Source organism: Aureimonas altamirensis (assembly GCF_001463885.1).
In the GTDB taxonomy this organism is placed as follows: Bacteria; Pseudomonadota; Alphaproteobacteria; order Rhizobiales; family Rhizobiaceae; genus Aureimonas; species Aureimonas altamirensis.
This window is the reverse complement of sequence record NZ_BBWQ01000020.1, coordinates 97,191-112,414: the sequence shown is the minus strand read 5'-3', so window position 1 is coordinate 112,414 and position 15,224 is coordinate 97,191. Positions and strand designations below refer to the sequence as shown.

At 65.4% G+C, this 15,224-nt stretch carries 16 protein-coding genes and 2 tRNA genes; 11 read left to right on the top strand and 7 right to left on the bottom strand.

Annotation, left to right across the window (positions count from 1 at the left end; all coding sequences use genetic code 11):
* Window position 1: 1 nt before the first annotated feature.
* Entirely contained in the window at window positions 2-1,093 is a 1,092-nt protein-coding gene (locus AUL31_RS15125) for an HWE histidine kinase domain-containing protein (RefSeq protein WP_060608452.1), read from the bottom strand.
* A gap of 154 nt (window positions 1,094-1,247) precedes the next feature.
* Here AUL31_RS15125 and AUL31_RS15120 point away from each other — a divergent pair, with 154 nt between their 5' ends.
* A complete protein-coding gene (locus tag AUL31_RS15120; protein ID WP_060608449.1) occupies window positions 1,248-1,985 on the top strand; it encodes a DUF3750 domain-containing protein in 738 nt (245 codons plus the stop codon).
* A 61-nt stretch (window positions 1,986-2,046) separates the two neighbouring features.
* Here AUL31_RS15120 and AUL31_RS15115 read toward each other — a convergent pair.
* Window positions 2,047-2,122: transfer RNA gene (locus AUL31_RS15115), tRNA-Phe, on the bottom strand.
* Between the two features lie 166 nt (window positions 2,123-2,288).
* On the opposite strand from AUL31_RS15115, the gene AUL31_RS15110 reads away from it, so the two are divergent.
* From AUL31_RS15110 to poxB, 3 genes are all read left to right on the top strand, one after another.
* Window positions 2,289-2,363 (top strand) — tRNA-Thr (locus AUL31_RS15110).
* Window positions 2,364-2,563: 200 nt separating this feature from the next.
* Window positions 2,564-2,857 carry a hypothetical protein gene (locus AUL31_RS15105; RefSeq protein ID WP_060608446.1) on the top strand — a complete coding sequence of 98 codons (294 nt, stop codon included), beginning with the start codon at window positions 2,564-2,566 and terminating at the stop codon, window positions 2,855-2,857.
* A 300-nt stretch (window positions 2,858-3,157) separates the two neighbouring features.
* Entirely contained in the window at window positions 3,158-4,888 is a 1,731-nt protein-coding gene (gene poxB, locus AUL31_RS15100; protein WP_060608443.1) for a ubiquinone-dependent pyruvate dehydrogenase, read from the top strand.
* A 9-nt stretch (window positions 4,889-4,897) separates the two neighbouring features.
* Here poxB and AUL31_RS15095 read toward each other — a convergent pair whose 3' ends face one another.
* Together AUL31_RS15095 and AUL31_RS15090 are read right to left on the bottom strand one after the other, a co-directional pair.
* Window positions 4,898-5,674, bottom strand: a complete 777-nt coding sequence (locus tag AUL31_RS15095; RefSeq protein WP_082646972.1) for an SDR family NAD(P)-dependent oxidoreductase — start codon at window positions 5,672-5,674, stop codon at window positions 4,898-4,900.
* Entirely contained in the window at window positions 5,652-6,161 is a 510-nt protein-coding gene (locus AUL31_RS15090) for a 2,4'-dihydroxyacetophenone dioxygenase family protein (RefSeq protein ID WP_244489423.1), read from the bottom strand. The genes AUL31_RS15095 and AUL31_RS15090 overlap by 23 nt, the downstream gene beginning before the upstream one ends.
* 105 nt (window positions 6,162-6,266) lie before the next feature.
* Here AUL31_RS15090 and AUL31_RS15085 point away from each other — a divergent pair, with 105 nt between their 5' ends.
* The 7 genes from AUL31_RS15085 (at window position 6,267) to AUL31_RS15055 (ending at window position 12,285) form a co-directional block, all read left to right on the top strand.
* Window positions 6,267-7,049, top strand: a complete 783-nt coding sequence (locus tag AUL31_RS15085; RefSeq protein ID WP_060608440.1) for an SDR family oxidoreductase — start codon at window positions 6,267-6,269, stop codon at window positions 7,047-7,049.
* A 63-nt stretch (window positions 7,050-7,112) separates the two neighbouring features.
* Window positions 7,113-7,598, top strand: coding sequence for a GNAT family acetyltransferase (locus tag AUL31_RS15080; protein ID WP_244489422.1), 486 nt, complete (start codon window positions 7,113-7,115; stop codon window positions 7,596-7,598).
* Window positions 7,582-8,244 (top strand): endonuclease III domain-containing protein, encoded by a 663-nt coding sequence (locus tag AUL31_RS15075; protein ID WP_060608434.1) that lies wholly within the window; start codon window positions 7,582-7,584, stop codon window positions 8,242-8,244. Before AUL31_RS15080 ends, AUL31_RS15075 begins: the two co-directional genes overlap by 17 nt.
* Window positions 8,245-8,364: 120 nt before the next feature.
* The gene (locus tag AUL31_RS15070; RefSeq protein WP_060608431.1) at window positions 8,365-9,711 is read left to right on the top strand and encodes an LLM class flavin-dependent oxidoreductase; all 1,347 of its coding nucleotides are present in this window, start codon (window positions 8,365-8,367) and stop codon (window positions 9,709-9,711) included.
* A complete protein-coding gene (locus tag AUL31_RS15065) occupies window positions 9,672-10,544 on the top strand; it encodes an ABC transporter permease (RefSeq protein WP_082646971.1) in 873 nt (290 codons plus the stop codon). Before AUL31_RS15070 ends, AUL31_RS15065 begins: the two co-directional genes overlap by 40 nt.
* The gene (locus tag AUL31_RS15060) at window positions 10,523-11,275 is read left to right on the top strand and encodes an ABC transporter ATP-binding protein (protein WP_060608423.1); all 753 of its coding nucleotides are present in this window, start codon (window positions 10,523-10,525) and stop codon (window positions 11,273-11,275) included. Before AUL31_RS15065 ends, AUL31_RS15060 begins: the two co-directional genes overlap by 22 nt.
* Window positions 11,272-12,285, top strand: coding sequence for an ABC transporter substrate-binding protein (locus tag AUL31_RS15055; protein ID WP_060608419.1), 1,014 nt, complete (start codon window positions 11,272-11,274; stop codon window positions 12,283-12,285). The genes AUL31_RS15060 and AUL31_RS15055 overlap by 4 nt, the downstream gene beginning before the upstream one ends.
* A 6-nt stretch (window positions 12,286-12,291) precedes the next feature.
* On the opposite strand, the gene AUL31_RS15050 is transcribed toward AUL31_RS15055, so the two are convergent.
* The 3 genes from AUL31_RS15050 to AUL31_RS15040 form a co-directional block, all read right to left on the bottom strand.
* Entirely contained in the window at window positions 12,292-13,362 is a 1,071-nt protein-coding gene (locus AUL31_RS15050) for a linear amide C-N hydrolase (protein WP_060608992.1), read from the bottom strand.
* 119 nt (window positions 13,363-13,481) lie between these two features.
* The gene (locus tag AUL31_RS15045) at window positions 13,482-14,756 is read right to left on the bottom strand and encodes a TRAP transporter large permease (protein ID WP_060608416.1); all 1,275 of its coding nucleotides are present in this window, start codon (window positions 14,754-14,756) and stop codon (window positions 13,482-13,484) included.
* On the bottom strand, window positions 14,753-15,223 hold the full coding sequence (locus AUL31_RS15040; protein WP_060608413.1) for a TRAP transporter small permease: 471 nt from the start codon (window positions 15,221-15,223) through the stop codon (window positions 14,753-14,755). Before AUL31_RS15040 ends, AUL31_RS15045 begins: the two co-directional genes overlap by 4 nt.
* Between the last annotated feature and the right edge of the window lies 1 nt (window position 15,224).

Here is a 15,224-nt window from a genome sequence, read left to right as displayed (position 1 = left end):
GTCAATCGATTTTGTCCAACGTGCCACGCATCCGGAACTCGGCGCCGGCCGGCGCGAAGGTCAGTTGCGCGCTTCCGGAAAAGTAACCGGCCACGACCCTTTCCAGAAGGCGGGAGCCGAAGCCGCGCCGAGCCGGCGCCGAGGCCGGCGGCCCGCCGGACTCCAGCCAATGGAAGGTGAACTGCCTTTCCTGCCCGAGCGCCCAGACGATATCGACGCGCCCGTCGGGGCTTGCCAGGGCGCCGTACTTCCAGGCATTCGTCGCCAGCTCGTGGATCGCCAGCGTCAGGCCCAGCGTCTGCTGCTGATTCAGGTAGGCGACAGGCCCGGACACGCCGATCCTGTCGGTGCTTTCACGATGGGGCACGAGCGCGGATGCGATGGCGTCGGCGACGGGTGTGCTTGCCGAGACGGATCCGATCAAAAGATCCTGGGCACGCGCAAGCGCGGCCAGCCGTGCCGAAATGGCCGTGCGGGCCTCTTCCAGGCTGGACGAGATGCGGAACGTCTGGCCGACGATGGATTGCACCACCGCCAAAGTGTTCTTCATGCGGTGCGACAGTTCGTGCGCCAGCACGAGGCGGCGTCGGTTGGCTTCGCGCAGATCTTCGATGCTGGCGTCGCGCTCGGCGATGAGCTTGCGCATCTCGATCTGAGCCATGGCCTGGCGCGCCAGGAGTTGCAGGCTGCGCACCTGATGGTCGTTCAAGGTGCGAGGTACGGTATCGAGCACGCAGATCGTGCCGATCGGATATCCGCCGGGGGTGCGCAGCACGGCGCCGGCATAGAAGCGGATCGCGTCTGTCGCCGTCACGGCGGGATGGTCATTGAAACGCGGGTCGGCCGCCGTGTCGAAAATCTGAAGGAAGCTTCCCTGGCGCACTGTCTGGCGGCAGAAGGGCAGCACCGACGCGGCTTCCGCCCCGGCAAGGCCGGTGGCCGCCTTGATGAACTGTCGTTCGGCCGCGACGAGGTTGACGAGGGCGCCGGATGCCCCGCACAACTCCGCGGCAATGGCGGCGATTTCGTCGAAGTCGGGCTCGGGAGGCGTGTCCAGAATGGCATAGGATTCGAGTGCGGCAAGCCTTGCCACCTCGCTATCCGCATAAGATTCCAGATCGCCTCGGATGCTCGCCTCCTTCGAAAGACTTAATCGTGATTTAAATGCATATCTGAAGTTGCAGACAGAACCATGAAAGCAATCCGGTCGCGGCTATGCAACGCCGTGTCGAAAGGGCCTGTGCCGCATGACGCTGATGCGTAGCCTTATCGCGGCATTCGCGATCTTCTTCCTGATACCGGTATTGGCAAGTTCGGCCTGGTGGGCCCTGACGGAGCGCCCCTCGCAGTGGAACCGCGCCATCTGGACGTCGGCCGGCACCCTGCCGCCGGCGGACCGGGAAAGGGCTGCCGTCTATATTCTGGCAGCGCGGACCGGCGGCATGAAGGGGGCGATCTCCCTGCATAGCTGGATCGTGCTGAAGCGGCCGGGGGAGGCGCGTTACGAGCGGTATGACAAGGTGGGCTGGGGCCAGCCGGTGCGGCGCAACCACCGCGATGCGGACGGCTTCTGGTACTCGAACGAACCCTTCATTGTCCACGCCGTCGAGGGGCAGGCCGCAGAGGCTTTGCTGCCGCAGTTCGATGCGGCGATTGCCGCCTACCCTTACGCGCAGGCCGGCGGCTATCACATCTGGCCGGGGCCGAACTCGAACAGTTTCGTTGCCTATGTTCTGGATGCCGTCCCGGATTTCGGCGGGCGGCTTCCGCCGCATGCGGTGGGACGCGATTTCGCGCCGGGATGGGGGCGGTTCGGCCCGACACCCGACGGACGCGACTTTCGCGCTTCTCTCGGCGGCTATGCAGGCATCACCGTCGGTCTGGCAAGCGGGCTCGAGATCAACATACTCGGCCTCGTGGCCGGGCTCGATTTCAGGCGACTGGGGGTTAAGCTGCCGGGTGTCGGCACGATTTCGCTGCGATGAACCACCCGCCCGCAATCGAGGATGGCGGTCAGGCAAGCTATAATCAAAGTGTTGTGGGTGGTGGTGCCTAGGGACGGGATCGAACCGCCGACACTGCGATTTTCAGTCGCATGCTCTACCAACTGAGCTACCTAGGCATGCCCCGATTGCGAGGTGTCTTGTGTGACGACCCCTCTTCAGGATGGGCGGCTTATAGGTGACGCATATCGGGCTGTCCAGCCCCTTTTGCATGCCCGGCGCATTCTTGCCGCCAGCGCCTTGCGCAAGACGCCGGGCTGTGTAATAGAGCCGCCGTCGACAGCGGCTGCGGTAGCTCAGTGGTAGAGCACTCCCTTGGTAAGGGAGAGGTCGAGAGTTCAATCCTCTCTCGCAGCACCATCCGTCCTGGCATTTGAAGCCTGCTCCCGAATGCGCATGCCTATCCGGGCAAGCCTCTCCAACCCGACGTCATTTCCCAATCCCATAAGAGACCGGCCAAACGACGCCCGGGCAGGCCTTGCGCAAAGATAATTTGCTGCAGTGCATCCAACGGCAGTGTGCATCCGTATCTGGGACGGCGATAGCAGGGCCTACGGACCATGACCGACATAAAACTCAAGTCACTATGCAAGCGACTATCCGCGGCTGGCCAGGACGGCGTGCCCCTCGATGCCTTCTCCGACGCCGACATGAAGCTGCTGGCGGGTGTTCATGCCAGAGGAAAAATCAGGTTGATATCAGGGCCGGATAACGAGCCTCATGTTATGTTGATGAACCTGGACATTTTTCAGGCATACATGAACGCTTCTAAAGCTGCTGCTGGAAGAAGAACGTTACACCTTGACCACGTCAATGGCGATTGGGGTGCGATGCCGATATGTAGTTGCGACTAACGATCTCTGTTTGCGGCTCAAGATCCTCTGCGTTCCTGTTCGCGTCTCTGCACAAACAGTTGGCTGTCATATCATGACCGTCGGTTCACTGACCTTTTCGACCGTTGGACACGGCCCATCAGTAATGACGCAGAATCACACCGTTCCAATGGTGCTGTGCTCAGTCGTGTTTGGGCCCTGCGTGGGGGGTGTGATCTTCCAGTTCTGCATGCCTGACGCGTGAAACCGACACGCCGCAAGGCTTTCCATCTTTCCACGGCGCGCCAGTTCCTCCCTCATTCGCATGAAGGAGATCGCATCATGGCCAAGTCTGTCGCGGACCTCGTGGTCGAAACGCTGGTATCCGCAGGGGTGTCGCGCATCTGGGGTGTTACGGGCGACAGCCTGAACGCCATCAACGACAGCCTGCAGCGAATCGGCTCCATTGCATGGATGCACGTCCGCAACGAAGAGGCCGGCGCGTTTGCCGCGGGCGCGGAGGCCCACGCCACCGGCAAGCTGGCCGTCTGCGCCGGAAGCTGCGGACCCGGCAATCTCCATCTGATCAACGGCCTCTACGATTGCCACCGCAACCGCGTGCCGGTGCTGGCCATCGCCTCGCATATTCCGTCTTCCGAGATCGGGCTGAACTACTTCCAGGAAACGCACCCGACGGACATCTTCCGCGAGTGCAGCCACTTCGTCGAGCTGGTCACCGACCCGCGCCAGATGCCGGAAGTGCTGCACCGGGCCATGCGTGCGGCCATCGGCCAGCGCGGCGTTGCGGTGATCGTGCTGCCGGGCGATGTCTCCCTGAAGCCTGCCGTCGGCGGGCGCACGCCGCCCTTCGCGCCGATGGAGCCCCCGGTAGCAACGCCCGACGATGCGACCCTGCGCCGGCTGGCGCTGATGCTCAACGCCGCCCCCGCCGTCACGCTTCTGTGCGGCGCCGGCTGCGCCGGCGCGCATGCGGACGTCGTTGCGCTGGCCGAGGCGCTGCAGGCGCCGATCGTCCATGCCTTTCGCGGCAAGGAGCATATCGAATGGGATAACCCCTACGATGTCGGCATGACGGGGCTGATCGGCTTTTCGTCCGGCTATCACGCCATGATGGAATGCGACGCGCTGCTGATGCTCGGCACGGATTTCCCCTACCGGAACTTCTATCCGACGGGCGCGAAGATCGGCCAGGTCGATATCGACCCGCAGGCGCTGGGCCGCCGCGTGCCCTTGGACGTGGCCGTGCTGGGCGATCTGGGCGAGACGGCCCGGCGTCTGCGCGCCATGATAGAGCCGCATCGCGATGCGGGCTTTCTCGACTCTGCCCGTGCCCATTACCAGAAGGCCCGCGAAGGGCTCGACGATCTGGCCACGACATCGCCGGCGGGCAAGCCGCTGCACCCGCAATATGTAACCAAGGTGCTGGACAAGCTTGCCGACGACAACGCCATCTTTACCGCCGATGTCGGAACGCCCGTCGTCTGGGCGGCGCGCTATCTGCGCATGAACGGCAAGCGGCGGCTGATCGGCTCGTTCAACCATGGCTCCATGGCCAACGCCATGCCGCAGGCCATCGGCGCACAGGCGGCCTTTCCCGGCCGGCAGGTCATCTCCCTGTCGGGCGATGGCGGCTTCACCATGCTGATGGGCGATGTGTTGACGCTGTCGCAGCACGACCTGCCGGTGAAGATCATCCTGTTCAACAACGGCCAGCTCGGCTTCGTGGCGATGGAGATGAAGGCGGCCGGCTACCTCGATACCAACACGTCGCTACAGGGGGCCGACTTCGCGGCGCTGGCCGAGGCGGTGGGCATACGCGGGCTTCGCGTGCGCGATTCCGCCTCGCTGGAGAGCATCCTTGCGGAAGCGCTCGCCCACCCGGGGCCGGTGCTGGTGGACGTGCCCATCGAACCGCAGGAACTGGTGATCCCGCCGAAGATCAAGGCGGAGCAGGCAAAGGGGTTCAGCCTTTATGCGCTCAAGGCCGTGTTGAGCGGGCGCGGCGACGAGGTGCTGGAACTGGCCGCCGCCAATCTTTTGCGCCGACGGTAAGCCTGTCGCTCAAACGCAGAGATAGCCGCCGTCGATGGGCAGGATCGTTCCGGTAACATAGGCGGCAAGGGGCGAGGCGAGATAGAAGACGCCGCCGACGAGGTCTTCCGGCTCGCCCCAGCGGGCAAGTGCGATGCGCTGCTCGATGGCGGCGCTGCGCTCCTTGTCGGCGGTCAGCCCCTGCGTCAGGGGTGTTCGGATCCAGCCCGGCGCAATCGCGTTCACCCGGATCGCGTCCGGCGCGTAGGCGATGGCGAGAGAGCGCGTCAACTGCGCGATGCCACCCTTGCTGGCCGAATAGCCCGGCACCAGCCCGCCGCCGAAGAAGGACAGCATCGACGCGGTATTGACGATGGAGCCGCCCTGCCGGGCCAGAAGCGGCCGGGCGCCGGCAGCCATGCGCATGCTGCCGTTGAGGTTGATGTCCACCACTTCGGCGAACACCTCCGGGTCCAGCTCCGCACCGCGCCGGATGATGCCTGCGCAGTTGACCAGGATGTCCAGGGCGTCCATCTCGGCGAAGAAGGCGGCGACGGCATCGCAATCGCGCACGTCGAGGGCCTTCAGGCTGGCGCCGCTCAATGCCGGATCGGCCTCGGCTCTGGCGATGTCGGCCGCGCCCGCGCCGGTGCAGGTGACGTGCGCACCCGCCGCCAGAAAGGCCCCGGCGATGGCGGCGCCGATGCCCGACGTGCCGCCGGACACCAGGACATGCCGCCCGCCGGCCCAGCCGGAGGCCCAGCCATGGGCCGCGCGCAGCGCCTCAGCGGACGAACTGGTCGACATAGTCGCTCCCCAGGCCAACCTTTTCGTAATGGGCGCGACACATGTCGATCTTGGTGAACACGTCCTCGAAGCCGATGTGCCGGTCGTTCTCGTCCAGATAGACCATGCAGCCGGTGATGTTGAAGAAGGTGATCATTTCCGGCACGTCTTCCGGCACGGTCAGCGTGTGGATCTCGCCCGGCGGCTCCATGACATAGGAGCCCTCCGTGGCCACCCAGTCATGCTCCAGATAGTGCCATCTGCCCTTCAGCACGAAGCCATGCACGGGGTTGGGGTGAAGATGCCGTGACAGCACGCCCGATTTGCGCACGCGCAAGAGGTTGCACCATTGCCCGGCCAGCGTGTTCAGCATCAGGGGACGAAACCAGACGTCCGGTGCCTGCGGCACCCAGATGCGCTCGTCGTCCGGCACCGCCGGCACGACGATCTCGTGCGGGGCCAGCCTGTGTGTCGAGCCCTTCATATCGCGATAGAAGCTGCTGCTCATCCTCGCTTTTTCCTCCCTCGGCGCGGATGGTGCCGGCTTGCAGCCGGCTTGATTCCCAGGTCGAACTTACGATCAATGGTTGCAACGAGGGAAGGGGACTATCCTATGGATCTTGGAATTGCCGGCCGTACGGCCATCGTCTGCGCATCCAGCCGCGGCCTTGGCCGGGCCTGCGCGACGGCGCTGGCGCGCGAGGGTGCGCGCGTGGTGATGAATGGCCGCACACCCGAATCGATAGAGCCCGTGGCGCGCACCATTGCCGAAGAGACGGGTGCCGACATCGTGGCCGTCGCCGGCAATCTGGACGATGCGGGCCTGCGGGCCGAGCTGGTTGCGGCTGCCGGCGGGCAGGTCGACATTCTCGTCAACAATAATGGCGGCCCCCCTCTGCGCGATTTCCGGCAGGTGGACGAGGCGGCGATGCTGGCCGGTCTGCAGGCCAACATGATCGCGCCGGTCGACCTGGTGCAGCGCGTCATCGACGGCATGGTCGAGCGGCGGTTCGGGCGCATCGTCAACATCACCTCCGCCTCGGTTAAGATGCCGCTTCCCATGCTGGACTTGTCCAGCGGCGCACGCGCCGGCCTGACGGGTTTTCTCGGCGGCGTGGCACGGCAGGTGGCAGGGGCCAACGTGACCATCAATTTCCTGCTGCCCGGCGCCTTCGACACGGACAGGCTGAGCGGCTCGATGGAGCGGGAGAGCGCGGCACGCGGTGTCGACAAGGCGCAATTGGCGGATGAGCGCCGAAAGAGCATCCCGGCCGGCCGCTTCGGCACGCCCGAAGAATTCGGCACGGTCTGCGCCTTCCTGTGCTCGGCACAGGCCGGCTACATCACCGGCCAGAGCCTGCTGATCGATGGCGGCACATATCCCGGCATCGTCTGACCTTGCCAAGTGATGCGTGTCGCGCACTTACCTCGCGTCGCCAAGCATTTCCGGGTGGATCCCTTGTTCGAGTTTCTGACGCGCGCCGCATTCGGCGTCGCAAGCATCGTGCTCATGCTGCTCGCCGGCGGATTGATCGCCTATGCGCTGGCAGACGTCTGGCAAAGCTGGACCGTGCCCGACCAGGATGTCGGGCCGGCCCTGCTGGAAGCCGTGGGCTACACGGTCATCGCCATCGCCGTCTTCGATGTCGGGAAATACCTGCTCGAGGAGGAGGCGATCCGGGGCCGCGAAATGCGGCAGGCCGCCGAGGCGCGCCGCAGCCTGACGAAATTCATCTCCACCATCGTCATCGCGGTCCTTCTGGAGGCGGTCGTCACGGTATTCCAGGCGGGCAAGGAGGACTTCTCCCGCATGATCTACCCGACCATCCTTCTGTTTGTCGGCGTGCTGCTGTTCGTCGGGCTCGGGGCTTATCAATTGCTGAGCGTCAGCGCCGAGCGGCAGGTGAACGACCCGCCCGAGAAAGACGATGAAGGCGCACTCTGAACGCCTGTCTCCGGCAGAGGTACAGGAATGCTTCCACCGGCTGCGGACGCATATGCCGGGGCGGGTCGAGGGCGCCAAGGGGCCGAAGGGCGAAGCGGACCCGTTTCGCGCCTTGGTGGCCTGCATGCTGTCGGCGCAAAGCCGCGACGCCAACACGCGGCTGGCTGCCGATGCCCTGTTTCGCCTTGCCGATACGCCAGCGGCGATGCTGGCGCTGGACGAGGCCGTGATCGCTGGAGCGATCCGCCCCTGCGGCCTCTACAATGCCAAGGCACGCAACATCCTGCGCATGGCGGCGGCCCTGCTGGACAGGCATGGCGGAGCCGTGCCGACCACGCGCGAAGGGCTGACGGCGCTGCCCGGCGTCGGGCGTAAATGCGCCGATATCATGCTGTCCTTCGTCTACGACCGGCCTGTGATTGCCGTCGATACCCATGTCTTTCGCGTGGCCAACCGGCTTGGCCTGACCCACGCCCCCACTGCCGACCGCACGGCCGACGAGCTTGCGGCGCGGGCGCCCCGCTGGGCGCTGCGGGACGGGCATTTCTGGCTGATCCAGTTCGGCAAAGCGGTGTGCCACGCCCGTGCGCCGGCATGCCCAACCTGCTTCCTGGCGGATCTGTGCCTTAGGCGGCGCGCCGGTTAGCGCAAGGCCCGGTAAACTGGAACAGAATTTTCTCCGGCAAGCCCAAATGCGCAATAGCGTCGCTTATAAATATACAAAATTTATAGACTGATAAGGCGTGACCAACGATCGGAGGGACAGATGTCCGCTCGGCGCCGCCAACTTCACCTCAACGCATTCCTGCGCAATGTCGGCCAGCACGAGGCCGCATGGCGGCTGCCGGAAACCGACATCCGCGCCGTTACCGACATCGAACACTTTCGCCGGTTGGCCCGCATTGCCGAGGCCGGCAAACTGGACGCCATCTTCTTTGCAGACCACCCGGTGCTGAAGGACAGGCCGCAGGACCGTCCATGGGACAGCCTGGACCCCTTCACGTTGATCGCAGCCCTCTCCGGGGTGACGAGCCATGTGGGCCTGGTGGCAACCGCGTCGACCACCTACAACGACCCCTATGGCCTGGCACGTCGCTTTGCGACACTGGACCATGTCAGCCAGGGGCGGGCCGCCTGGAACGTCGTGACGACCGCCAATGACGAGGCCTCCGCCAATTTCAGCTTCGGCAGCCATCCCGCACCGGACGAGCGCTATGCCCGTGCCGACGAATTCCTGCGCGTGACCACCGGCCTGTGGGACAGTTGGGAAGACGACGCCGTCGTCGGCGACAAGCAGGCCGGCATTCTGGTCAACCCGGAAAAAATCCATCGCCTTCACCATGAGGGGCAGCATTTCCGCGTGGCAGGGCCGTTGGAAATTCCCCGCTCGCCGCAGGGGCGGCCGGTCATCTTCCAGGCAGGATCGTCCGAACCGGGAAAGGAGCTTGCCGCCCGGCATGCGGAAGCGATCTTTACCGCCCAGCCGGATTTCGACGATGCGCGACGCTTCTATGCGGACGTCAAGTCGCGCATTGCGCGCCATGGGCGAAACCCGGCTCTGGTTCACATCCTGCCGGGCCTGTCGTTTTTCATCGGCGGCACCGAGGAAGAGGCATGGGCACGGCGCGAGACCTTCGAGGATTTGACCCTGCCCACCTACGGACTGGCGCAGTTGAAGCGTGTGACGGGCATCGACTTCTCCGGCCACGATCTGGATGACGCGGTGCATATTCCGCCGCGCGACTCGGTCGGCACCCACCAGAAGAGCCGGCACGACCTGGTCCATCGGCTGACCGACAACGAGCATCTGACGCTGCGCCAGCTTCTGCGGCGCTTGAGCGCGGGGCGCGGGCACCGCATCGCCACGGGAACGCCGGAGCAGATCTCCGCGACGATCGTCGAATGGTTCGATGGCGCCGCTGCGGACGGCTTCAACCTGATCCCGCCGTCGCTGCCGGGCTCCCTGTCCGATTTCGTGGAGACGGTCGTTCCGATCCTCCAGCGCAAGGGGCTTTTCCGGGAAGACTACGAGGGGCGGACCCTGCGCGAGCATCTCGGCCTGCCACGGCCCGAATGGCGCGCGCATGGCCAGCAGCGGGTTGCCGCGGAATGAGTGCCGTTGTGGACAAGGCCGGCCCGGTTTCTGCGCCGCGCGTCGTAACGCAGGGCGATGCAAAACGCCTCGTGCCGCCCCGGCCATGGCCGCTGCAACGGTTGGCAGGGCCGTTGCTGGTGCTGGCTGCGTGGTATGTGGCCTCGGGCGCGGGATGGCTGCCCCCGGCCAAGATGCCGGGCCCCGATGCCGTGGTGGACAGCTTCTTCGACATGGTGGCCAGCGGTACGCTGGCCACCGATATCGCGGCCTCGCTGCACCGTGCCGGGCTCGGGCTGGGCATCGGCGTGGCCGCCGGCTTCGTCCTGGCGGTCGTGGCCGGGCTGACCCGGTTGGGCGACGCGCTGATCGACGGGCTCGTGCAGGTCAAGCGCTCGATCCCGAACCTTGCGCTGATCCCGCTTTTCATCATCTGGCTCGGCATCGACGAAACGATGAAGATCAGCATCATCGCACTCGGAACCCTGGTACCCATCTACATCAATACCCACGCCGCCCTGCGCGGCATCGACCGCCGTTACGTGGAGCTGGGCCAGGCGGTGTCGCTGAGCCGCGCGCGCTTCCTGCGCCACGTGGTGTTTCCCGCGTCGCTGCCGGGGTTCTTCACCGGCCTTCGCCTTGCCGTCACCCATTCGTGGACGGCCCTTGTGGTGGTGGAAACCATCAATGCGACCAGCGGCATCGGCTTCATGATCACGCAGGCGCGGATCTACGGCCAGACCGAAGTGGTGCTGGTGGGGCTGGTGCTCTACGGCGCGCTTGGGTTCGGCTCCGATGCCATCGTCCGCCTTGCCGAAAGGAGGGCATTGTCATGGCGCAGCTCCATAGCCTGAACCCGTCGCCGGAGCCGGAGGTGGTTCGCATCCAGCGCCTGCGGCGCGCCTTCGACGGACGCGAGGTCCTGTCCGGCATCGATCTGTCCATACGGCGCGGAGAGTTCGTCGCCCTGCTCGGCAAAAGCGGCTGCGGCAAGAGCACGCTGCTGCGGGCGGTGGCCGGGCTGGACGACGGCGCAGAAGGTACGGGGCGGGTCTCTGTGCCCGGTCGCCGCGCCGTTCTGTTCCACGATTCGCGTTTGCTGCCCTGGGCAAGCGTGGTCGACAACGTGGTTCTGGGGGCATGGCGCCCCGGCATCCGGGAGCGTGCCTCCGCCGCCCTTGCGGAAGTGGGGCTTGCCGGCCGCGAGGATGCCTGGCCGAGAATGCTTTCGGGCGGAGAGCAGCAGCGGGTTGCGCTGGCGCGCTCGCTTGTCCGCGATCCCGAACTGATCCTTGCCGACGAGCCGTTCAGCGCGCTCGACGCGCTGACCCGCATCCGTATGCAGCGGCTGCTGCTCGACCTGTGCGCGCGCCATCGCCCGGCCGTGCTTTTCGTGACCCACGATGTCGAGGAGGCGCTCAGCCTTGCCGACAGGGTCGTGATGATCGCCGAGGGGCGCATCGCCTACGACGAAGACATCTCCGACGTGCGCCTGTCTGCCGAAGCCTTCCTTCAGGCGCGCAACCGAATCCTCACCGAGCTCGGCGTCCCCGCCGGCCATGCCCACAGGAGTGCGAACCCATGAAACGACTTTCCGGACTGCTGCTTGCCGCAACTCTGCTTCTGCCGATCACGGCGTCGGCCGAACAGCCTCTGCCGCGCGATGTGCCGCCCGGCACAAGCCTCGTGATCGCCGACGACGCCAACTATGTCGCCAGCCTTCTCAAGCTTTCGGGCGAGCAGGATAAACTCGCCGCGGACGTCACCTACGCCAATTTCAGCAGCGGCCCGCTGCGCCTGGAAGCCATCCGCGCCGGAGCCGCCCAGGTGGGCGCGGTGGGCGACGTTCCGCCGATCCTGGCGCATTATTCCGATGCCGGTGTTGTCGTGGTGGGCGCCGTCGTCACCGCCGGGCCGGGCAACCTCGTCACGACGGCGCCGGGCAGCGGCATCGAGACGCTTGAGGACCTGAAGGGCAAGCGCGTCGGCATCAATGTCGGTACGGCCCAGCAGGCGACGGTACTGCGCAATCTCGAAGCCGTCGGATTGGGCATCGCCGATATCGAGCCGGTCAATCTCGGCCTTTCGGAGTTTGCCGATGCCCTGCGCGGCGGCCAGATCGACGCCGCCGTGCTCAAGCAGCCGGACCGGGCACGGTACCTGGCCTCGGTGGAAGGGCAGGGCGCACGCGCCCTCGACAACGCTCCGGGAACCGCAACCAACCTCAAATATCTCTACGCCGCCAAAACCGCGCTGGACGATCCGGCTCAGGCTGCGGCCATCGCCGATTTCGTCGAGGCCTGGTACCGCGCCCATGCCTGGAGGAACGGCAATCGGGACACGTGGATCGCCGACTATCTCGTCAAGGACCAGCGGCTGTCGCAGGACGATGCCGAACAGGTGTGGATCAGCGAAGGCGATGCGACCCGGGCGCCGGGCCTCGAGGCCATCGTACCCATCCAGCAGAAGACGATCGATCTTCTGCAGGCAGGCGGCGCCTTCCCCGGCAAGACGCTGAAGGCCGAAGACGAGTTCGACTTCAGGTTCCGCGATTTCGGCCTGGAAAAGGCCGCAGCCGTGCAGCCGGCGCGCTAGCCGCCCCTAGCGTAGCCCGAGAAACTGGAATGGCGCGGCCGGCTTGAAGTCGGCCGTCGCATTGCCCGAGAAGGTGTGGTCCTGCTGCGGGCCAAGGTCCAGACGCTTGACCTCTGCCCCTTCTGCAAAATCCACCGCCTTCAGATCGACCCAGAACGTATTGGGCGTCATCGCGGATTCGAAGAAGTAGAGCCGCGCCTTGTGGTCGTAGACCGTACGCCAGCGCGTCGACGAGATTTCCGGCTGGTCGGGTGTCGAGATGCCCAGCGGCACCGACACGTTGCGGATGATGCCGAAGACGCTGGCCAGCGTTTCCTTTTGCGGGGCGGCCTGCGGAATTGCCTTGATGTAGAAACCGGCCCGCGCAAAGCGATCCGATGCCCGGTTGGTGCCGGGCAGCATCACCGTGCCGCCGATCTGCGACCAGTATGCGGCAAGCGCAAGCTGCTCGTCATAGGTGGGCGAGTTCGTCATCACCTGGTACTGCCGTCCGTGATGCACCACCAGCCGCCCATCGATATATTCGAAGATGGCGCTGTCGCCGGTCGAATCCGACAGGGAAAGATGCAGCGTGGTCAGCCGGTCCTCGCCCGGGACGGCATCCGTGACGATGGTGAAGGGCGGATCGCCCATGACGGCAACCGCCTCGGCCACCGTCGCGAAATTGTCCAGCGCGTATTGTGCCCATGCGGCGATGGTCAGGCCCGGCCTGGACGACGCGTCGAAGGCTGGATATTCGGATTCGGTCAACCACAGCAGATTGGCCACCAGCCCCTGCTCGTTGACCCCGTCGGTCGTTGACACGTCGTAGCCCGTCGCGACGACGGACCCGTATTTCGCCGTCCACTCCAGCGAGTTTTCCCCCGCCTCGCCGGTGCGCGCAATGCCGCGTGGAAGGATATAGAGGTTGGTGCCGATCTCGGCCTTCCAGTCCATCGACCGTGCGGTCACGACGGCATCGTCGGCACCGATATAGACAAAGCGCGTGCAGGCGAGTGCCGAAGGCGGAACCGCCAGCGTGGCGAGCGCCAGCCCGCTCGTCAGGAAAAGGCGGATGGCGCTTGCGCGATGGGCCATGATCGGCATGTCCGAAATAAGGGGGTGGAACGCCGGCCCGAACCCGAACCGGTTTTGCGCATCATGGCCGAAGCGGCGGCCGACGGCAACGTGCGCGCTTCCGCCCCCTCGCTTCGATGCTACCCCGCCAGCGCAAGCGAGATGGCCGGCACGAACGTCACCAGCAGCAGCGCCACCAGCAGCGCGATATAAAGGCTGGTCGCCTCCCGCGTGAAGGCGCCCACGGAAACCCTGGTGATGTTGCAGACCACCAGCATCACCGTGCCCACGGGCGGCGTCATCGTACCGATCGACAGGTTGACGATCATGACGATGCCGAAGTGGATTGGGTCGATCCCCAGTTCCAGGACCGTCGGCAGCAGGATCGGCACCAGCACGATCATCAGCGCCGTGCCCTCGATCAACAGGCCGAGCCCGAGGAACACCCCGTTCATGATCAACAGGAAGATCCAGGGATTGCTCGTCGTCGCCGTGATGACCGAGGCCAGTTGCTGTCCGACCTGCTCGAGCGAGAACACCCAGGCCAGCGCCGACGACGCCATGATGACCAGCATGATCGACGCGGTGGATTTGCCGGTTTCCAGCAGCGCATCACCCACATGCGACAGGCGCATCTCGCGCGAGACGATGAAGCCGACGAAGATCACGAACAGCACCGCAAAGGCGCCGGCCTCCGTCGGCGTGAAGATATTGGCCCTGATGCCGCCGATGACGGCGATGACGAGGAAGATCGCCGGCCATGCCCCAAAGAGGGTCGTGCCCACCTCCTGCGCGCTCGGCGCCGTTTGCCGCGATGGCTTGTAGCCGCGCCGCACCGAAACGATGTAGGTCGTCAGCATCAGGATAGCGGCCAGGAGCAGGCCGGGCAGGATGCCGGCCATGAACATGCGCCCGACGGAGACGTTCGCCAGAAGCGCGTAGATGATCAGCGCGATGCCGGGCGGTATGATGGGCGTGATCAGCGAGCTGGCCGCCGTCAGCGCCGACGAGAAGGCGCGGTCGTATCCGCGCTTTTCCATTTCCGGCACCATCATGCGCGCCGTCATGGCGGCGTCGGCCAGATTGGATGCGCTGAGCCCGCCCATCAGGGTGGACAGCATCACGTTTGCCAATGCCATGCCGCCGCGCACCCGCCCGACGAGAAGATCGGCGATCTTCAGCATACGCTCGGCAATGCCGGTATGCGCCATCAGGGTGCCGAGCAGGATGAAGAAGGGGATCGCCAGCAGCGAGGCGTTCTGCGTCGGGCCGACGAGCCGCTGCACCGCGATGCCGATGGGCAACGGCGCAATGAACAGGAAGTAGCACAGCGTCGCCGCGATGATGGCGAGGTAGAGCCGCATGTTGAGCGCGATCAGCGCCAGCATGAACAGGATGATGGTGGACAGGCTCAACGGTCGTCTCCCGCCCTGGGCCGCGTCAGGCCGGCATAGGCGGCGTGCAGCATGTAGAGGCCCGTGCCGGCGAAGCCGACGGGCAAAGCAAGGTTCAGGTACATCTGCGGAATGCGCAGGATGGCGGTAACGCGGAACTGCGTCGACATGGCCAACTGCCAGCCGAGCCAGGCGAGGTAGAACAGCAGCGCCGCCGAGGCCAGCGTGACCGCCAGCTCGAGCCCGCGGCGCACGCCTTCCGGCAGGATGTCGGTGAAGACCGATATGGTCAGGTGCTGGCCATCGCGCTCTGCCGCGATGGCGCCCACCATCACGATCCAGATGAGCAGCAAAGCGCTCATTTCTTCACCCCAATGCACGGGCTGGCCCATGACATAGCGCATGAAGACGCCGTAATTGGTGATGCCCACCAGAACCAGCAGCGCGGAGGCCACCAGCCAGTTGACCGGCCTTGTCAGATATCTCATC